Source organism: Bradyrhizobium sp. YR681, from assembly GCF_000282615.1.
Lineage (GTDB): Bacteria > Pseudomonadota > Alphaproteobacteria > Rhizobiales > Xanthobacteraceae > Bradyrhizobium.
Genome location: NZ_AKIY01000263.1, coordinates 1 through 17899 on the forward strand (window position 1 = coordinate 1; position 17899 = coordinate 17899).

Consider the following 17899-nt stretch of genomic DNA (forward strand, 5'->3'; position numbering starts at 1 on the left):
AGGACGCGGCTGCCGGTCGGCCGATAGCCGTGCAGGCCGACCAGCAGCCTGCCCTCCAGTTCCGGAAACTTTGCCCCGTGATAGTAGAGCATCGCGAGCGGCGCGCCGTGCGGCGGCAGCAGCGAGAATGGCGGCTTGTAGAGCGCATTGGCGGTGCAGAGCGATTTGTAGACGCCGGACTGCAGGACGAGCCTGAACTCGGGGCTCGGCGTCGAGAGGTCGTAACAATAGGGCCAGCCGTAATGCCTGCCCTGCTCGACCGCGTTGATTTCTTCGTTCGGCTTGAAGATGTCGGGCAGGTCGCGGCCATTCTCGCCTTGCAGGAAGGCGTAGCCGGCATCGGGAAAGTTCGGATGCAGCGCGAGCGCCATCGAGTTGCGCAAGCCGCGCGCATAGACGCTGTGCGGCGGATCGGGATCGTTCGCCTTCAGCGCCGGAAAGACGCCGCCCGCAGGCGGCGTGAACAGCCAGATCGATGCCAGCGCGGAAGCGCCTTCTGCCGCCGCACATGGCCGCGTGATCGGCGCCGGCGTGATGCAGTCGTCGCTGTGCGAGCCGATATTGACGAACAGCCGGCCGTTCCGGTCGAATACAAACTGCTTGAGCGGATGCGCGCTCTCGTCGAGCCTGGTGCCGTCAGGCAATGTAAGCCGGCGGCCCGGCATGTGGCGGACGATGGTCTCGACCGTGCTCCGCGGATTGTCCGCGAGCGGATCGAACCGGAAGATCGTCTCCGATGTCGAGGCATAGAGTTTTTTGTCCGGGCCGATCACGAGACCGAACGGATATTCAACACCGGTCAGCAGTTCCTTGAACCGTCCACCCTGCGGCGCGTGCGGGTCGAGCAGCAACAACCGCCCGTCGGTGTGACCCCAGCCGCCCATGTCGGCCACCACGAACAGGTCGCGGCCGGGCACCTGGACGATCGAGCGCGGAAATTTGAGCTGATCGTCTTCGCTGGCGACGAGTCCGGCGCAAAATCCGGCCTTCATGTCGATCTGGATTCTGGGAAAGGCGAGATCGCCGCTGCCGCAAGTCTCTGCGCCGATGGCGTAACCGCTCTTCCTCACCGGATCGGACGAGGCCGGGGCGACGCCGAACAGCGCTCCGGTCAAAACCGCTGCGAGCAAGCGCAGTTTTCGGCGCTCGCGTCCGAATGTGAACTGGTTCACGGTGGCCTCCCGGACTTTCCGGGAAGCTTGTTCCATGCCGCCTGGGCGCCGTCCAGCCATCACCCGCCTGTGATTAAACCTGTAACGACCTTCGTGCCGACCAATCTCCGTAGATTCCCTTACCGGGCTCGGCCCGAATGTTTCGCGAAGGCCTCGGGTGGTATCGGTTTGCCATCCTGATCGCTCCCAATAGGAGACGCATATGGTCCAGGTCTATTTTCACTGCTCCAATACCGAAGGCACGCTGATCGATCGCAGCGGCACCGCGGTGGCCAGCCTGACCGAGGCGCGTGACCGTGCCGCCCAGATCATGAACTCGATGATCCTGACCCCCGGCGCTGAAGATTGGCGCGACTGGGTGATCCATGTCAGCGGCTCCGACGGCGAGGAGATCTTCGACCTTCCCTTCACCGCCATGCTCGGCAAGCCGCATTGAGGTGATGCCATGCTGCTCGCTTCATTGACCCTGCTCCGCCAGCCCCTCAGCTTCGTCGCCAGCAAATGGCTGGAGCTGGTGCGGATAGCCGGCAACCCCTACCGCCCCGAGCTTCACTATATGCGCGGGCCCGGCCCGAAATGGCACGCCAAATATCAGGCCAGCCGGCTGGATCGCTCGCGCTGAGCCCTGCGGCTTTGCCGCTTTCCTGCTGATCTCTGTCTCTACGTCGTCATGGCCGGGGCTTGACCCGGCTATCCACGTTCCGACAACGCAAAGACGTGGATGTTCGGGTCAAGCCCGGGCATGACGAGTGCGGGGAAACAGTTCTCCTCACCGCCCCGTAAACGTCGCCTTGCGCTTCTCGACGAAGGCGTTGCGACCCTCGATGGCGTCGGCGCTCTTGCGGATCGTGGCCTGAAGCTCGATCTCGCGGCGGAACTGCGCCTCATAGGTCGCATGCTCGCTCTCCTCGACCAGCGCGCGGGTCGCGACCAGCGCGCGCGTCGGGCCCTCTGCGAGGCGGCGCGCCAGCACCAGCGCCTCCCCCATCAGCTTGTCATCGTCGACGACCTCTCGCACCAGTCCGATCTCCCGGGCGCGTTCGGCCGTCAGCGGCTCGTTCAGCAGCATCAGCTCTAGCGCGCGCTGCCGGCCGATCAGGCGCGGCAATAGCCAGGTCGAGCCGAGATCGGGCACCAGCGCAATGCGGCTGAACACCTGGATGAAGCTTGCCGACCGCGCCGCAACAATGATGTCGCCGGCCATCGCCAGGCTGAAGCCGCCACCGGCTGCCACGCCGTTGACCGCAACGACGACAGGCACGCGGCATTCGCGTAGCGCCTTGAAGGCCGGCCAGTAGAAGCGCATCACGCCGGCCGCGATGTCCTCGCCGAGCGCTTCCGATGCCTTCAAATTCTGTCCTGAGCAAAAACCGCGCCCGGCACCGGTGAGGACCAGCGCACGCACACCATCATCCTGCGTCATCTCGGCGACGGCGGCGGCGAGCGCGCCGAGCAGGTCCGGCGTCATCGCGTTCAGGCTCGCCGGCTCGTCGAGCGTCAGAATCCCTACCGCGCCATCCCGCGCCTGTTTCACACCTGCCATGTCGCGCCTCCCTTTGGATTGTTCTCGTTTGCCGCAATGTGCCATTGTCCGCGCGCTTCTCCAACCAAGACAAGACACAAGACGACATCATGCCTCATCAGTTCAGCCTCGCCCAAACCGTCCGCAAACCCGCCGTCACCTCCAAGGGCGGCATCGTCGCCGCGCAATCGCGCCGGGCGGCCGAGGTGGGAGCGCAGGTGCTGGCGGCGGGTGGCGATTGCGTCGACGCGATCGTGGCGACCACCATGGCGCTGAACGTGCTGGAGCCCTGGAACAGCGGCATCGGCGGCGGCGGCGCGATGGTGCTCTACCGCGCCAGGGAAAATCGCTATGAGGTGATCGACTACGGCATGTGCGCGCCGCAGAGCCTGCGCACCGCCGACTATCCGCTCAGCGGCGAAGGCGCAGCCGCGGACCTGTTTCCCTGGCAGCGGGTGAAGGACGATCGCAACATCCACGGCCCCGGTGCGGTCGCCGTGCCCGGCGTCGTCGCCGGCATGGAGGAGGCGCATCGCCGCCACGCCAGGCTGCCGTGGAAGGACCTGGTCGCACCGGCCGTCGCCCTCGCCGGCGAAGGCCTGCTGGTGGATTGGTGGACCACGCTGACGATCGCGAGCTCGGGAGCCGATCTCAGGCGTTACCCCGCGAGCGCGGCCACATTCCTGAAGGACGGCCTGCCGCCGAGCGCACCATGGGGCATCAAATCCGAGACACGGCTGCCGCTGGCCAATTTGAAGGCGACGCTGTCGCACCTCGCCGACGCGGGCCCCCGCGACTTCTACCAGGGCGACCTCGCCAGGAGCATCGCATCCGACATCAGGGCCGACGGGGGCTCGCTGTCAGTGGAGGATCTCGCCGCGTTCCGCAGCCATTTGCGCGACCCGCTGGCGATCCCCTATCGCGGCGGCAGGGTGTTCGCGACGCCGGAGCTCACGGCCGGGCCAACGCTGGCGCATGCACTGCGGCTGTTGCAGGAAAATCTGAAGCCCGCGAGCGCGCCGGACGCTGCTGCCTACACCGAATATGCGGTGGCGTTGCAATCGGCCTATCGCGAGCGGCTCAAGGACATGGGCGATGCCGACGGCAAGCGTTCGCTCGGCGCCGAATATCTGGCGCCCGCCTGCACCACCCATTTCTCCGTCGTCGACCGCCACGGCAACATGGCCGCGGTGACGCAGACGCTGCTTTCCTCCTTCGGCTCGAAATACGTGACGCCGCACACCGGCATCGCCATGAACAACGGCATCATGTGGTTCGATCCGACGCCTGGCACCACCAACTCGCTCGCACCCGGCAGGCGCTGCCTCACCAACTACACGCCCGTCATCGCCGAGACCCGGGACGGCAAGCGTCTGGCCATCGGCGCCTCCGGCGGTCGCCGCATCCTGCCTTCGGTGATGCAGCTCGCATCCTTCGCAATGGATTTCGGCATGGACCTCGACGCGGCGATCCACCAGCCGCGCATCGACGCCAGCGAGGGCGCCGTCGTGATCGGCGATATCAGGTTGCCGGCAGACGCGCGCAAGGCGCTTGCCGCGCGCTTCGACTACGAAGAGAGTCGGGTGCAGGCCTTGCCCCAAAAGTTCGCCTGCCCGAGCGTGGTCATGCGCGAGGGCGAGGTGAATTCCGGCGCGGTCGAGATTTTTCAGCCCTGGGCCGATGCGGTGGTGGAGGGCTGAGGCCCTTTACCTCGCCCCGCTTGCGGGGAGAGGTCGGAATTCGCGCGTAGCGCGGATTCCGGGTGAGGGGGAGTCTCCGCGAGTCCAATTGCCGCCGTCCCCGCGGAGAGTCCCCCTCACCCCAACCCTCTCCCCGCAAACGGGGCGAGGGAGCGCATCTTCGCCGTGGCTGCAATTCACCTAATCAGATCCCTAGCCGGTCCCTCACCCGCCCTGCAATAACGGCGGTCGTCACGCCGACCGGCCAGAACGCATGCATCGGGATCGGCTTGATGCCGGTGACGGGCATGTCGATCTCGGCCTTGGCGCCGCCGATCAGGCGGCGGGCGAGTTGCGCGCCCATCGCGGTCGAGAGCGCGACGCCGCGGCCGTTGCAGCCGAGCGAGATCAGGATGTTTTCCGCGGGCTCATGCACATGCGGATAGTGATCCTTGGTGATGGCCAGCCGGCTGTTCCAGCCATGGGTCCAGGCGACGCCCTTGAGCTGCGGCCATAGCCGCTCGGCATAGCGCATGAGATAGGCGACATCATCAGGCGAATTGATCCAGCGCATCGGGCCGCGGCCGCCCATCAGCAGGCGGTTGTGCTGATCGATGCGGTAATAGACGGTGATGTGGCCGCTCTCATAGAGAACGGGACGCGTCGGCATGATCGAGCGGGCGACCTCGTCGGAGAGCGGCGCGGTGGCGGCGATCGAGGAGAAGACCGGCACGATGGTGCGGCGGAGCGCGGGCCAGAGATCGTCGGTGAAGCCGTTGGTGGCGAGCAGAACCTTGTCGGCATGCACGACCGCGCGCGGCGTCTCGATGCGCCAGCGCGAGCCGTCGCGGCGCAGCGACAGCGCCGGCGTCTCGCCATGGACCTTCGCGCCCGCCGAGATCGCGGCACGCGCGAGACCGCGGGCGTAGCTGAGCGGATGCAGATCGCCGCCACGTGTATCCAGCATGGCCCCGATGTAGCGATCCGTGCCGGTCATCCCGCGCAGCTGCTCGCGGTTCAGATATGTCACCGGCATGCCGCGGCGGATGCATTGCTGCGCCGTCTTTTCGATCGCAGCAGCGCTGGCCTCGTTGTAAGCCGCACGCAGCGTGCCGTTCTGCCGCGCTTCGCAGGGGATCTGGTAGCGGCGGATCAGGTCGTGGGTGAAGTTCGTCGTGCCGTAGGCGAAGTCGATCATGCGGCGGCCAAGCTCGGCGCCAAAGTCCGCCTCGATCTGGTCCGGGTCGTGCTTCAGGCCGGGATTGGTGTGGCCGCCATTGTTGCCCGACGCGCCCCAGCCCGGCTCCTGCGCCTCCAGCACCAGCGCCTCGACGCCCTGCTCGGCCAGATGCAGCGCGGTGGACAGGCCGGTATAGCCGCCACCGATAATCGCGACGGAAACGCTCTTGTCCGTATCGAGCGGCGGCGTGGCGACCGGCGCGACGGCAGTGTCGGCATAGAGCGAGGGCGGCAGAGGCAGGCGCGTCATGGCAAAGACCGATCAGAGCGGATGCAGCACGCGCCGCAAAAAATCCTGCGTGCGCGCATGCTGCGGTTGGTTGAGCACCGATTTCGCCGGCCCCTGCTCGACGATGACGCCGCCGTCGATGAACAGCACGCGGTCGGCGACGTCGCGGGCAAAGCCCATCTCGTGGGTGACGACGACCATGGTCATGCCGTCGTCGGCGAGCTTGCGCATGACGCCGAGGACGTCGCCGACGAGTTCGGGATCGAGCGCCGAGGTCGGCTCGTCGAACAGGATCGCCTTTGGCTGCATGGCGAGCGCGCGCGCGATCGCGACGCGCTGCTGCTGGCCGCCGGAGAGCTGCGGCGGATGCGCGTCGGCCTTTTCGGCGAGGCCAACCTGGGCGAGCAGTGCGCGGCCGCGCTCGAGCACCTGCGCACGCGGCTCCTTCTTCACATAGAGCGGTCCCTCGACGACGTTCTCCAGCACTGTCCGATGCGGGAACAGGTTGAAGCGCTGGAACACCATCGAGACCTGGGTGCGGACCTTCACGATGGACGGCGCGTCGCGGTCGACCTTCAGGCCTTCGACGCTGATCTCGCCGCGGTCGTAGCTCTCCAGACCGTTGATGCAACGCAGGATCGTCGACTTGCCGGAGCCGGATGGACCGACGATGCAGACCACCTCGCCTTTCTGCACGGAGGCCGTGATGCCCTTGAGCACCTCGTTCTGGCCAAAGCTCTTGTGGACGTCATTGAGCTCGATCATTTCTTGCCGGCCCGCTTCTCGAAGTGACGAACCAGCAGGATGAGCGGAATGCTCATGGTGAGATACATCAGCGCAACCATCGTGAACACGTTGGTGTTCTTGAAGGTCGAGGATGCGATCAGCTTGCCTTGCAGCGCGAGCTCGGCGACCGTGATGGTCGAGGCTTGCGAGGAGTCCTTCAGCATCATGATCATGACGTTGCCGTAGGGCGGCAGCACGATGCGCACCGCCTGCGGCAGCACCACGCGGCGCATGGTGAGCCACCAGCCCATGCCGATCGACTGCGCCGCCTCGATCTGGCCCTTGTCGATCGCCTCGATGCCGGCGCGGAAGTTTTCCGCCTGATAGGCCGAGTAGGCGATGCCGAGTCCGAGGATGGCGGCCTGCAACGCCGAGAGCGTGACGCCGAGATCGGGCATCACGAAGTAGAGGTAGAACAGCAGCACGATGATCGGAATGCCGCGGATCACGTTGATCAGGCTGGCGCTGAGCATCGACAGCGCCTTGATGCCGGAGACCCGCATCATCGCCCAGATCAGGCCGAGCACCGTCGAGAGCAGCAGCGAACCGACGGTGACGACGATCGTCAGCACGACGCCGCTCATCAGGATCGGGAAGAACTCGGCGGCGTCGCGCCAGAAGCCTTTCATGGGGCAGCCTTACCAGCCTCTGTCGATCAGCCTGTATGTCTCAGCCTTGCGCCTTCTGGCCCCACTTCTCGAGGATCTTGTCGATGGTGCCGTTGGCCTTCAGCTTCGCCAGCGACGCGTTGATCTTGCCGAGCAGCGCGGTCTCGCCCTTGCGCACGCCGATGCCGACCGAGCCGACGGTGACGGGCTTGTAGCCGTCGACGAGTCGCACTTCCGGGAAACCGCCCTGCTTCAGATTGTAGGCGAGGATCGGATAGTCGGCATAGCCGGCCTTGAGGCGGCCGGTGTTCACGTCGCGCAGGATGTCGGGAATGGTGTCGTAGGCCTTCACGTCGGCGAACAGGCCGGTTTTCTTCAGCGCGTCGACGAAGGCGGTGCCGACCTGGGCGCCGACCGTCTCACCCTTCAGGTCGTCCTGCGTGGCGTAGGCCTTGGTGTCGGCTTTCGGCACCACCAGGCCCTCGCCATAGGTGTAGATCGGGTCGGAGAAATCGACGACCTCCTTGCGCGGCGCGGTGATGAACATCGCAGCGGCAATGATGTCGATCTTGCTCGAGGTCAGCGACGGGATCAGTGCCGAGAACGCCATCGGCTCGATCTGCATGTTGAGGCCGGCGTCCTTGCCGATCTCGGTGACGAGATCGACCATGATACCCTGGATGGTGTTGGTCTTGGTGTCGAGGAAGGTGAAGGGAATGCCCGTCGGCGTCGAACCGACCTTGAGCACCTGCTGCGCCGAAGCCGGCGCCACGGCGGCAATTGCGAGTGCCGCGACCGCGGCCAGACCAAAACGCTTCAACGCCATCGCATTCCCCTTTGGGTCCGGCCGATGCGGCGCTCGCAAATGTCGTCATTGCAGACATTGCGGGCCGAGCCGTTTCGGCCTATTTTCACCAATATGAAAATTTGGTCACACTTTCGCGGGTGATGCAAGCGGTTTTCATGCACATGAAGGAAGCGGTTTGACGTGAGCGGTGGCAAAAGAATGCGCAAACCAGCCGCCGCAAAGCCGGCGAAGAAGCCGGCCAAGATGGTGAAAGCCAAGGCGATCACCACGCCGGCCGAGCCTGCGATGGATGTCGCGGTCGGCCGTCGCATCCGCGATCTCAGGCGTATCAGGCAATTCTCGCTGGAGACGATCGCGGCCCGCACGGACCTGTCGATCGGCTTCCTCAGCCAGATCGAGCGCGGCCTGTCCTCGCCCTCGCTGCGCGTGCTGGCGACACTCGCCGACGTGCTCGGCGTCGGCATCGCCGCATTGTTCGGCGCGAACCCGGGCGCCGACGGCGCCTCCGACCAGGTGGTGACGCGTGGGCTGCAGCGGCCCGAACTCAAGCTCTGGCGCACCGGCGTGTCCAAGCAATTGCTGAGCCCGGCCGGCGCCGACAACAAGCTGAACCTGTTCCTGGTGCATCTGGAGCCTGGCGGCTCCACCGGCGACGAGCTCTACACCCACGACGGCGAGGAAGCCGGCCTCGTGCTCGAAGGCGAGATGATGCTGACGGTGGACAGCGAGACGTGGTCGCTGAAGACCGGCGACAGTTTTCGCTTCGCAAGCCGGCGGCCGCACCGGTTTTCAAATCCGGCGCAGGATGCGAAGGCGGTCGTGCTGTGGGTGAATTGCGTTACGGGTGCGGGGTAGCTCTCTCATCGCTCCGCGCGCACGATCTAAGTCCCGTCATCCTGAGGTGCTCGCGCAGCGAGCCTCGAAGGATGCACGGCCTCCGATGCAGCCGGGCCGTCGCCCTTCGAGGGCCGCTGAAGAAGCGGCCACCTCAGGGTGACGGTGATGGAGGAGATGCGCGACGCCTCCACATCGTCATTGCGAGCGTAGCGAAGCAATCCAGGCTGCCGCCGCGGAGGCATTCTGGATTGCTTCGTCGCTTCGCTCCTCGCAATGACGAGGGATGGAGTCTTACCCGAACCGGTGATTGTACCGGTCCACCGTCAGCGCGCTCACATCGACATCCGGCTTCTTGCCCGACAGCAGATCCGCGAGCACCCGTCCCGAACCGCAGGACATGGTCCAGCCGAGCGTGCCGTGTCCGGTGTTGAGGTGGAGGTTGGCGTACTTGGTCGGGCCGATCACGGGCGGGCCGTCCGGCGTCATCGGGCGCAAGCCGCTCCAGAACGTCGCCTTGGACAGATCGCCGCCGCGCGGGAACAGGTCGGTCAGGGAGTGATCGAGCGTGGCGCGGCGCGCATCGTAGAGCTTGGTCGAGAAGCCGGAGATTTCGGCGGTACCGCCGACGCGGATGCGATTGCCGAGACGGGTGATCGCGACCTTGTAGCTCTCGTCCATCACGGTCGATTCCGGCGCACCGGAGGCATCCTTGATCGGCACCGTGATCGAATAGCCCTTCACCGGGTAGACCGGCAAGGAAATGCCGAGCGGCGCCGCCATCCGCGACGAATAGCTTCCGAGCGCGAGCACGTAAGCGTCCGCCTGCAACAGGCCGGCGCTGGTCGCGACACCGCTGACGCGCGCGCCGTCGGTGACGATGCGGTCGATGCCGGTGTTGAACATGAAGCGCACGCCGAGCGCCTGGGCATGCTTGGCCAGTGCCTGCGTGAACATGTGGCAGTCGCCGGTCTCGTCCTGCGGCAGGCGAAGGCCGCCGACGAATTTTTCCTTCACGCCTGATAGCGCCGGCTCGACCGCGATGCAGCCCTCGCGGCTCAGCGTCTCGTAGGGCACGCCGTATTGCTTGAGCACGGCGACGTCTTCGCCGGTACCGTCGAGCTGCGCCTGGTAGCGAAACAGCTGCAGCGTGCCCTGCGAACGCTCGTCATATTGAATGCCGATGTCGCGGCGGAGATCACGCAGGCAATCGCGGCTGTATTCCGCGATCGGGATCATCCGGCTCTTGTTGACCGTGTAGCGCGCGCTGGTGCAGTTGCGCAGCATTTTTGAAAGCCAGACCCACATCACGGGATCGAGCTTCGGCCGGATCACCAGCGGGCCGTGCTTCATCAGAAGCCACTTGATCGCCTTCACCGGCACGCCGGGGCCGGCCCAGGGCGAGGAATAGCCCGGCGACACCTCGCCGGCATTGGCGAAAGAGGTCTCCAGTGCCGGCTCCGGCTGACGGTCGACGACCGTCACGTCGTGGCCGGCACGTGCGAGGTAGTAGGCAGAGGTGACACCGATGACACCGCTGCCGAGGATCAGAACTTTCACGCTACGTCAAACTCCCGCGGCATCACGCTCGCCGCTGCAAGGAAACAACTCGCAACGGCGAGAGCAATTATCAGGCCACCCGCTTGATGGCGTCGCCCAGGATCGACACGATGTCGTCGATGTGGCTCTTCTCGACGATGAGGGGCGGGGACAGCGCGAAGCTATCGCCGCTCATGCGGAAGTACAGCCCGCGATTGAAGCAGTCGACCATCACGTCGTAGCCGCGCGCACCGACCGTACCGTCCCGCGGCGACATCTCGACCGCGCCCATCAGGCCGCAATTGCGGATGTCGACGACATTCGGCAGGCCCTTCAGCGAATGCAGCGCATCGCGCCAGTATTCGGCGATCGAGGCACCGCGGGTGAGCAGGCCCTCGTCCTTGTAGATGTCGAGCGTGGCGATACCCGCGGCGCAGGCGGTCGGATGGGCGGAATAGGTGTAGCCGTGGAACAGCTCCATCGCGTTTTCCGGGCCGACCATCAGGCCGTCGTGAATTTTCCGGCTCGCGAACACCGCGCCGCAGGGAATGGTGCCGTTGGTGATGCCCTTGGCCGTCGTCATCATATCCGGCGTGACACCGAAGAAGTTGGCGGCGAACGGGGTGCCGAGGCGGCCGAAGCCGGTGATGACCTCGTCGAAGATCAGGAGGATGCCGTGCTTGTCGCAGATCTCGCGCAGGCGGTTGAGATAGCCCTTCGGCGGCGGCAGCACCGCGGTCGAACCCGGCACCGGCTCGACGATGACGGCAGCGATGGTCTCGGCGCCGTGCAGGGCGACGAGGCGCTCGAGATCGTCGGCAAGCTCGGCGCCATGCTCGGGCTGGTCCTTGGCGAAGGCGTTGCGGGTGAGGTCATGGGTGTGGCGGATGTGGTCGACGCCCGGCAGCAGGGTTGCGAAGGCGCGGCGGTTGGCGACCATGCCGCCGACCGAGGTGCCGCCGAAGCCGACGCCGTGATAGCCGCGCTCGCGGCCGATCAGGCGGGTGCGGCTCGCCTGGCCGTTGGCGCGGTGATAGGCGAGCGCGATCTTCAGCGCGGTGTCGACCGACTCGGAGCCGGAATTGGTGAAGAAGATGCGGTCGAGGCCCTTCGGCGCGATCTCGGCGAGACGCTCGGCAAAGTCGAATGCCAGCGGATGGCCCATCTGGAACGACGGCGCGAAGTCCAGCGTCATCAGCTGCCGCTCGACGGCTGCTGCGATCTGCTTGCGGCCGTGCCCGGCATTGACGCACCAGAGGCCGGCGGAGCCGTCGATCACCTTGCGGCCGTCGACAGTGGTGTAGTGCATGCCCTCGGCCGAGGAGAACAGGCGCGGCGCCTTCTTGAACTGACGGTTGGCCGTGAACGGCATCCAGAACGAGTCGGTCTTGATAGTGTTCGGAATCTGATGAAGGGTCACGGGCCACGCTCCTTTGCTGACCTGCCAGCAGAGCCACGGCTACAGGAGCGCAACAAGTCCTTTTCTGGCCACCTGCAAGCCATTGATTTGACTGGGGCTGCTGGTCCATATTTGCGCGATCCGCAACACCTGCAACAGGGATTTGGGCATGAGCGTCGACATCGGTGGACGGCTGCGATTCATTCGGGCCCGCCACAAGCTGTCGCAGCGGGCACTCGCCAAGCGTGCCGGTGTCACCAATTCGACGATCTCGCTGATCGAATCCAACCAGATGAACCCGTCGGTCGGCGCGCTCAAGCGTATCCTTGACGGCATCCCGATGGGACTCGCCGAGTTCTTCGCGCTGGAGCCGGAGAGCCGGCGCAAGATCTTCTACCGCTCGGAAGAGCTGACCGAGGTCGGCAAGAAGCCGATCTCCTATCGGCAGATCGGCGACAATCTGTTCGGCCGCAGTCTTCAGATTCTCAAGGAGCGCTACGAGCCCGGCAGCGATACCGGGCGCGTGCACCTCGTCCATGACGGCGAGGAAGGCGGCATCGTGATTTCAGGCAAGCTCGAAGTCACCGTCGAGGACGAGCGCCGCATCCTCAATCCCGGCGATGCCTATTACTTCGAGAGCCGCCGCCCGCATCGCTTCCGCTGCGTCGGCGGCAAGCCGTGCGAGGTGATCTCGGCGTGCACGCCGCCGACATTTTGACGCGCACCGGCGCCACCCGGAATCCTACGGAGGCACCGGTATCTTACGGAGCTTGAGCCATCTCAATTTCCGCGAGCCAAACCTCTATATGTTGCGAACCGTAGCCGAGCAGCCTGGCTTAAAGGTGCTGAGGTTATGGCCCCGGACTCCTAGGCACTCCGGGGCCGCTTCGTAACAGGGCTCGCAGATGAAGATCACGATCGCCAATGCAGAAGCCGCGCTCGACGAAGTGCAGCGCGACACCGACAAGCTCCATTCGCAGGAGCTGCGCAAGGTCATCGCCGACTACATCGAGACGCAGCGCGAGGCCCTGAAGGCCCTGCGCAAGAAGCTGCATTAGCCGGTCGCGGCGGAACGAGACTGTCTCGTCCCGCCCTTTTGCCTCAACGCTGCGTCAGCAGCTCCTCGATCTTGATCGGGAACCGGCGGACGCGCACGCCGGTCGCATGCCAGACCGCATTCGCAACCGCGCCGGCGCTGCCGGTGATGCCAATCTCCCCGACGCCCTTGATGCCGAGCGCATTGACGTGCGGATCGTGCTCCTCGACCGTGATCACGTCGAGCGGCGGCACGTCGGCATTCACGGGGATGTGGTACTCGCCGAGATTGGCGTTCATGATCCGGCCGCTGCGGCGGTCGGTGATGGCTTCCTCGTGCAGCGCGAAGGACATGCCCCAGATCATGCCGCCGAACAGCTGGCTCTTCACCAGATGCGGATTGACGATGCGTCCCGCCGCGAAGGCGCCGACCATGCGGGTGACGCGGATCTGGCCGAGTTCGGGATCGACCTTCACCTCGGCAAACACCGCACCGTGGGCGTGCATCGCATACTCCTCCATCGCCGCGGGATTCGGCGCGCCGGTGCCGCGCGCCTCGACCTCGGCGACACCGGCGCGCGCGAGAATCTCGACATAGCTCTCGCCCCGGCTCTCGTCGTCGCGCCGGATCAGCCTGCCATCGCGCGCGATGACGCCGGCATTGCCGGCACCGAACAGCGGCGAGCGCTCGTCAGTCGTAGCGAAATCGGCGAGTTTTGCGATCACGGCCGCACCGGCACTGTGGATCGCGGCACCCGCGGTCGCCGTATGCGCCGAGCCGCCTGCGATCCCGGCATCAGGCAAGTCTGAGCTTCCCGCCTTGAACTCGACACGGTCGATATCGAGGCCGAGCTCGTCGGCCGCGATCTGGGCCAGCGCCGTCCAGGCGCCCTGCCCCATGTCATGCGCGCCGATCTCCATCGCACCGGAGCCGTCGCGGCGGAGCACCGCGCGCGCCTCGGCCTGGAACATCAGCGCCGGGAAGGTCGCCGTGCCCATGCCCCAGCCGACCAAGAGGCCGGCATCGTCACGCATCTGCCGCGGCTGAAGCGAACGCTTCGACCAGCCGAAGCGCGCCGCGCCTTGCTCATAGCAGGCCCGCAATGCCTTGGATGAAAACGGCTTGCCCGTGATCGGCTCCACCTCGGCGTAGTTCTTCAGCCGGAAGGCGAGCGGATCGATGCCGCAAGCCCAGGCCATCTCGTCGATCGCGCTTTCGAGCGCGATCGAACCGGTCGCCTCGCCCGGCGCGCGCATGAACAGCGGCGTGCCGGTGTTGACGCGCACGGCATCGTGCGCGGTGCGGATCGCGGGTGCCGCATAGAGCGTGTGCGAGGCATCCGCCGCGGGCTCGTAGAAATCGTCGAACGTGCTCGACACGGTTCTGGCGTGGTGATCGAGCGCGGTCAGGCGCCCCTCACCATCGGCACCGATACGGAGCCGCTGACGCGTCGGCGCGCGGTGACCGACCGGGCCGTACATCTGCTCACGGCGCAGCACGAGCTTGACCGGCCTGCCGACCAGCTTGGCGGCCATGATGCCGAGCGTCGGCGGGCCGGACATCAGCCCCTTGGAGCCGAAGCCGCCACCGAGAAACGGACTGCGGATGTGAATCTTGTCGTGCGCAATGCCGAACAATTCTGCAACGCGCGCAAGCGACAGCATCAGCCCCTGGGTCGGCATGTCGATCTGCAGACGATCGCCGTCCCAGGCCGCCACGATCGCATGCGGCTCCATGGCGTTGTGATATTGCGGCGGCGTCTCGTAGATCGCATCGATCTGCTTCTCGGCCGCGGCAAGGCCCGCCTCGACATCGCCGAGGTGATTTTCGGTGGGATTGCCGACGCCGACGACCGGCGGCACAAAGCTCTCGCCGGCATCGAGACCGACCAGCGCGGGCAACACCTCGTAGCGCGGTGCCAGCAGCGCCGCTCCTTCCGTTGCCGCCTCCAGCGTTTCGGCGATCACCACGGCGATCGGCTGGTTGGCGTAGCGGACCTCATCGCTCTGCAACACCTCCATCCGGAAAACGAACGGATTGGTCTTGATCTCGGGGTCGATCGCGAGTTCAGGCTTGTGATCCGGCGTCATGACATCGACGACGCCGGGATGACCCTTTGCTGCGGCGACATCGAGCGAAGTCACCCGGCCGCGGGCGATACTGGACACCGCCATCACCGCGAACAGCATGCCGGGCGGATGATTGTCGGCCGCATAGGTCGCCTGTCCCTTGACCTTGAGGACGCCGTCGCGGCGGGTCAGCGGCTGGCCGATGCTGGAGCCGTGGCGCAGATGGGCGGGAGCGCTGGTGAGATTGAGCTCAGGCATGGATGGCTCCGGATGTCGAGGCAAAGGGAGAGGCCGGCAGCGCGGGAATACGCGCGGGCGTCCCGGCGGCGGCAAGGGTCAGCGCGCGCACGACGATGCGGCGCGCGAGCTCGATCTTGTAGGCGTTGTCGCCGGACGGTTTTGCGTCGGTGAGCGCGCGCCAGGCAGCTTCCTGAAAGGCATCTGCCGTGGGTGCAACGCCCTTGAGCACATCCTCCGCAGCGCGGGCGCGCCAGGGCTTTGCGGCGACGCCGCCAAGCGCCAGCCGCGCCTCCGCGACCTTGCCGTTCTCGATCCGCAACGCAGCGGCGGCCGAGACGACGGCGAAGGCGTAGGATGTCCGTTCGCGAACCTTGAGATAGCGGGCATGGGTGGCAAAGCCGCGCGCCGCCGGTGGCAGGCGCACCGCCACGATGAGGTCGCCGGCTTCGAGCGCCGAGTCGCGCTCGGGCGTGTTGCCGGGCAGACGATGCAGTTCTTCGAGCGCGATCTCGCGGCGACCGGTCTTGCCCTCGATCTCGACGACGGCATCGAGCGCCACAAGCGGCACGCAGAAATCGGACGGATGGGTGGCGATGCAGCTCTCGCTCCAGCCGAGCACGGCATGGGTGCGGTTCTCGCCCTCGCGCGCATCGCAGCCGCTTCCGGCCTCGCGCTTGTTGCAGCGGCTGGCGGTATCGTAGAAATACGCACAGCGCGTCCGTTGCAGCAGGTTGCCGCCGACGGTGGCGGCGTTGCGCAATTGCGCCGACGCGCCGGAGAGCAGCGCTTCGGCGACCGCCGGATAAGACTTTGCGAAGTTTGCGTCATGCGCGAGATCGGCATTGCTCACCAACGCGCCGATACGCAATGATCCGTCGGCGAGAGTCTCGATTTGATCGAGCCCGCCGAGATGCGTGACATCGACCAGACGATCCGGACGGCTGACGCCGCCCTTCATCAGATCGAGCAGATTGGTGCCGGCGGCGAGATACACGGCGCCTGGCTGGGCGGCGGCGGCAACGGCCTCGGCAACCGTGGCCGGCCTGACATAATCGAACTGTTTCATGCGGAGCGCCTCTGATTGGATTCATCCATGCCGGCCTGCGCCTCGAGCACGGCATCGACGATGCCGGCGTAGGCGCCGCAGCGGCAGAGATTGCCGCTCATGCATTCGCGGATGCGCTCGGGATCGTTGCCGGCCTGGGCCTCCTGCATCATGCCGATCGCGCTCATGATCTGGCCGGGTGTGCAGAAGCCGCACTGGAAGCCGTCATGGGCGATGAAGGCGGCCTGCACGGGATGAAGCTGGTCACCGCGCGCGACGCCTTCGATGGTGAGGATATCGGCGCCGTCATGGCTGATGGCGAGCGCGAGGCAGGAGTTGATGCGCTTGCCGTCGACCAGAATGGTGCAGGCGCCGCACTGGCCGCGGTCGCATCCCTTCTTGGTCCCGGTCAAATGGAGGCGCTCACGCAGGAGATCGAGCAGCGTGACGCGCGGATCGTCGAGGACGAAATCGCGCCGCGCACCGTTCACGGTGAGGCTGATGGAGTGGTTCATACAAGGCTCCGATCAGATTTGGACATGGCTCATCGCTCAGCGCGCCACCTCCGTGGCCGCCGTCGATATGCGCCGGCCGGGCGGAACCCGGCCAACATCTCAAGGAAGATACGGAGGCACCCTCCGCTTAACAAGGGCCGCCAAAAAATATTTGGAATTGGTCAAAATCCCATGCGCCCTCAACGCCGTGCAGCGCTGCATGGGTTCATTGCAAGGGTTCAATCTAACCAATTCGTGATCTACATTGCCTGCATGGACGACCAGACCGACCAGATTCGCAAACCCCGCGCCGATGCCGTGCGCAATCGCGAGCGCGTGCTCGAGGCGGCGAAACTCGTCTTCAATGCGGGCGGTCCCGAGGCGAGCCTGGAGGCCGTGGCAAAACGCGCCGGCGTCGGCATCGGCACGCTCTACCGGCATTTTCCGACCCGGGAGGATTTGTTCGAGGCGGTGTACCGGCGCGAGGTCGAGCAGCTCAGCGAGCTTGCCGAACAATTGAAGAATGCCAGGGATCCGGTCGATGCGCTCAGGCGCTGGCTGCGCTCAGGTGTCGAATTCGTCGCCACCAAGAAGGGCATGGTCGCAGCCCTGGCGCTTGCGGTCCAAAGCGGTTCCGAGTTGCAGGCCTTCTCTTTCGATCGGCTGACGAAGGCCATCGGCTCGCTGCTCGACCGCGCAGTCGCGGCCGGCGAGATGCGCGCTGACATCAGTCCCGAGGACCTTCTCCGCGCGTTCTTCGGCATGTGCTACATGCACGACCAGCCCGGCTGGCAATCCTCGGTGCTGCGGATGCTGGACGTGTTCGTCGACGGCCTGCGGGTGCAGCCGGTCGCGAAGGCCAAAAAGGCCAAGACGCGTGCCGCAAGACCCGCGGTGAAACGGAAACGATAACCCGCCCGTATGTCCCATGGGGCGTGCTAGGATCGGCATCGCCGGGATTTCAACGCGGAGCCTGTCATGCGCATTGCCGCCTTGCTTGTCGCCATCAGTATTGTCTTCAGCTCCATCTCAGCATTCGCCGGCGATGTCACCGCCGCGCAGGGCGTCATCCGCGCCCAGGAACAGGCGTTTGCGCGCGACGATGCGGCCGCCGCCTATTCCCATGCCGCGCCGGCAATCAGGGAGATATTCCCCGCGCCCGACATCTTCATGTCGATGGTGCAGAACGGCTAACCGCCG

Annotated in this window: 18 protein-coding genes and 1 pseudogene; 8 read left to right on the forward strand and 11 right to left on the reverse strand. The window is 65.8% G+C overall.

Features of this window, described 5'->3' with window-relative positions:
• The coding region (locus PMI42_RS28615) for a PQQ-dependent sugar dehydrogenase (protein WP_008140855.1) at positions 1–1172 on the reverse strand (1172 nt) is incomplete at its 3' end.
• A 202-nt stretch (positions 1173–1374) separates the two neighbouring features.
• Between PMI42_RS28615 and PMI42_RS28620 the strand changes: the two genes are divergently transcribed.
• Together PMI42_RS28620 and PMI42_RS40155 are read left to right on the forward strand one after the other, a co-directional pair.
• Complete coding sequence (locus PMI42_RS28620) at positions 1375–1608, forward strand: DUF6894 family protein (protein WP_008140857.1); 234 nt, start codon at positions 1375–1377, stop codon at positions 1606–1608.
• A 9-nt stretch (positions 1609–1617) separates the two neighbouring features.
• Positions 1618–1794 (forward strand): hypothetical protein, encoded by a 177-nt coding sequence (locus PMI42_RS40155; protein ID WP_008140859.1) that lies wholly within the window; start codon positions 1618–1620, stop codon positions 1792–1794.
• Positions 1795–1941: 147 nt separating this feature from the next.
• Here PMI42_RS40155 and PMI42_RS28625 read toward each other — a convergent pair whose 3' ends face one another.
• Positions 1942–2715 (reverse strand): enoyl-CoA hydratase-related protein, encoded by a 774-nt coding sequence (locus PMI42_RS28625; protein ID WP_008140861.1) that lies wholly within the window; start codon positions 2713–2715, stop codon positions 1942–1944.
• Between the two features lie 89 nt (positions 2716–2804).
• Between PMI42_RS28625 and PMI42_RS28630 the strand changes: the two genes are divergently transcribed.
• The gene (locus PMI42_RS28630; protein ID WP_008140863.1) at positions 2805–4394 is read left to right on the forward strand and encodes a gamma-glutamyltransferase family protein; all 1590 of its coding nucleotides are present in this window, start codon (positions 2805–2807) and stop codon (positions 4392–4394) included.
• 184 nt (positions 4395–4578) lie between these two features.
• Here PMI42_RS28630 and PMI42_RS28635 read toward each other — a convergent pair whose 3' ends face one another.
• The 4 genes from PMI42_RS28635 to PMI42_RS28650 are packed head-to-tail and all read right to left on the reverse strand — an operon-like array spanning position 4579 to position 8061.
• The gene (locus tag PMI42_RS28635; protein ID WP_008140865.1) at positions 4579–5862 is read right to left on the reverse strand and encodes an NAD(P)/FAD-dependent oxidoreductase; all 1284 of its coding nucleotides are present in this window, start codon (positions 5860–5862) and stop codon (positions 4579–4581) included.
• A 12-nt stretch (positions 5863–5874) separates the two neighbouring features.
• Complete coding sequence (locus PMI42_RS28640; RefSeq protein WP_008140868.1) at positions 5875–6606, reverse strand: amino acid ABC transporter ATP-binding protein; 732 nt, start codon at positions 6604–6606, stop codon at positions 5875–5877.
• Positions 6603–7256 (reverse strand): amino acid ABC transporter permease, encoded by a 654-nt coding sequence (locus tag PMI42_RS28645; RefSeq protein WP_008140871.1) that lies wholly within the window; start codon positions 7254–7256, stop codon positions 6603–6605. Before PMI42_RS28645 ends, PMI42_RS28640 begins: the two co-directional genes overlap by 4 nt.
• 40 nt (positions 7257–7296) lie before the next feature.
• Positions 7297–8061, reverse strand: a complete 765-nt coding sequence (locus PMI42_RS28650) for an ABC transporter substrate-binding protein (RefSeq protein WP_008140873.1) — start codon at positions 8059–8061, stop codon at positions 7297–7299.
• A gap of 180 nt (positions 8062–8241) precedes the next feature.
• Here PMI42_RS28650 and PMI42_RS28655 point away from each other — a divergent pair, with 180 nt between their 5' ends.
• Positions 8242–8898, forward strand: coding sequence for a helix-turn-helix domain-containing protein (locus PMI42_RS28655; RefSeq protein ID WP_008140875.1), 657 nt, complete (start codon positions 8242–8244; stop codon positions 8896–8898).
• A 273-nt stretch (positions 8899–9171) separates the two neighbouring features.
• Here PMI42_RS28655 and PMI42_RS28660 read toward each other — a convergent pair whose 3' ends face one another.
• Positions 9172–10437 carry a D-amino acid dehydrogenase gene (locus tag PMI42_RS28660; RefSeq protein ID WP_008140878.1) on the reverse strand — a complete coding sequence of 422 codons (1266 nt, stop codon included), beginning with the start codon at positions 10435–10437 and terminating at the stop codon, positions 9172–9174.
• A 70-nt stretch (positions 10438–10507) separates the two neighbouring features.
• Entirely contained in the window at positions 10508–11836 is a 1329-nt protein-coding gene (gene aptA, locus PMI42_RS28665) for an omega-aminotransferase AptA (RefSeq protein ID WP_008140880.1), read from the reverse strand.
• Positions 11837–11984: 148 nt separating this feature from the next.
• On the opposite strand from aptA, the gene PMI42_RS28670 reads away from it, so the two are divergent.
• Entirely contained in the window at positions 11985–12533 is a 549-nt protein-coding gene (locus tag PMI42_RS28670; protein WP_008140882.1) for a cupin domain-containing protein, read from the forward strand.
• A gap of 187 nt (positions 12534–12720) precedes the next feature.
• The gene (locus tag PMI42_RS40160) at positions 12721–12873 is read left to right on the forward strand and encodes a hypothetical protein (RefSeq protein WP_008140885.1); all 153 of its coding nucleotides are present in this window, start codon (positions 12721–12723) and stop codon (positions 12871–12873) included.
• Between the two features lie 43 nt (positions 12874–12916).
• Here PMI42_RS40160 and PMI42_RS28675 read toward each other — a convergent pair whose 3' ends face one another.
• Genes PMI42_RS28675 through PMI42_RS28685 form a run of 3 tightly spaced genes read right to left on the reverse strand, consistent with a single transcriptional unit; the run spans position 12917 to position 16720 of the window.
• On the reverse strand, positions 12917–15178 hold the full coding sequence (locus PMI42_RS28675; RefSeq protein WP_008140887.1) for a xanthine dehydrogenase family protein molybdopterin-binding subunit: 2262 nt from the start codon (positions 15176–15178) through the stop codon (positions 12917–12919).
• Entirely contained in the window at positions 15171–16226 is a 1056-nt protein-coding gene (locus PMI42_RS28680; RefSeq protein ID WP_008140889.1) for an FAD binding domain-containing protein, read from the reverse strand. Before PMI42_RS28680 ends, PMI42_RS28675 begins: the two co-directional genes overlap by 8 nt.
• Complete coding sequence (locus PMI42_RS28685; RefSeq protein WP_008140891.1) at positions 16223–16720, reverse strand: (2Fe-2S)-binding protein; 498 nt, start codon at positions 16718–16720, stop codon at positions 16223–16225. Before PMI42_RS28685 ends, PMI42_RS28680 begins: the two co-directional genes overlap by 4 nt.
• A 252-nt stretch (positions 16721–16972) precedes the next feature.
• On the opposite strand from PMI42_RS28685, the gene PMI42_RS28690 reads away from it, so the two are divergent.
• Both PMI42_RS28690 and PMI42_RS28695 read left to right on the forward strand, forming a co-directional pair.
• A complete protein-coding gene (locus PMI42_RS28690; protein ID WP_193376359.1) occupies positions 16973–17611 on the forward strand; it encodes a TetR/AcrR family transcriptional regulator in 639 nt (212 codons plus the stop codon).
• A gap of 66 nt (positions 17612–17677) precedes the next feature.
• Positions 17678–17890 (forward strand): annotated as a pseudogene (locus PMI42_RS28695) (DUF4864 domain-containing protein); the annotation flags it as partial.
• Positions 17891–17899 lie beyond the last annotated feature (9 nt).

Coding starts and splice junctions, on each gene's coding strand:
- PMI42_RS28685 (WP_008140891.1), bottom strand. CDS start 16,720: ATGAACCACTCCATCAGCCTCACCGTGAACGGTGCGCGGCGCGATTTC.
- PMI42_RS40155 (WP_008140859.1), top strand. CDS start 1,618: ATGCTGCTCGCTTCATTGACCCTGCTCCGCCAGCCCCTCAGCTTCGTC.
- PMI42_RS40160 (WP_008140885.1), top strand. CDS start 12,721: ATGAAGATCACGATCGCCAATGCAGAAGCCGCGCTCGACGAAGTGCAG.
- PMI42_RS28625 (WP_008140861.1), bottom strand. CDS start 2,715: ATGGCAGGTGTGAAACAGGCGCGGGATGGCGCGGTAGGGATTCTGACG.
- PMI42_RS28675 (WP_008140887.1), bottom strand. CDS start 15,178: ATGCCTGAGCTCAATCTCACCAGCGCTCCCGCCCATCTGCGCCACGGC.
- PMI42_RS28650 (WP_008140873.1), bottom strand. CDS start 8,061: ATGGCGTTGAAGCGTTTTGGTCTGGCCGCGGTCGCGGCACTCGCAATT.
- PMI42_RS28645 (WP_008140871.1), bottom strand. CDS start 7,256: ATGAAAGGCTTCTGGCGCGACGCCGCCGAGTTCTTCCCGATCCTGATG.
- PMI42_RS28670 (WP_008140882.1), top strand. CDS start 11,985: ATGAGCGTCGACATCGGTGGACGGCTGCGATTCATTCGGGCCCGCCAC.
- PMI42_RS28635 (WP_008140865.1), bottom strand. CDS start 5,862: ATGACGCGCCTGCCTCTGCCGCCCTCGCTCTATGCCGACACTGCCGTC.
- PMI42_RS28690 (WP_193376359.1), top strand. CDS start 16,973: ATGGACGACCAGACCGACCAGATTCGCAAACCCCGCGCCGATGCCGTG.
- PMI42_RS28655 (WP_008140875.1), top strand. CDS start 8,242: ATGCGCAAACCAGCCGCCGCAAAGCCGGCGAAGAAGCCGGCCAAGATG.
- PMI42_RS28640 (WP_008140868.1), bottom strand. CDS start 6,606: ATGATCGAGCTCAATGACGTCCACAAGAGCTTTGGCCAGAACGAGGTG.
- PMI42_RS28680 (WP_008140889.1), bottom strand. CDS start 16,226: ATGAAACAGTTCGATTATGTCAGGCCGGCCACGGTTGCCGAGGCCGTT.
- PMI42_RS28630 (WP_008140863.1), top strand. CDS start 2,805: ATGCCTCATCAGTTCAGCCTCGCCCAAACCGTCCGCAAACCCGCCGTC.
- PMI42_RS28620 (WP_008140857.1), top strand. CDS start 1,375: ATGGTCCAGGTCTATTTTCACTGCTCCAATACCGAAGGCACGCTGATC.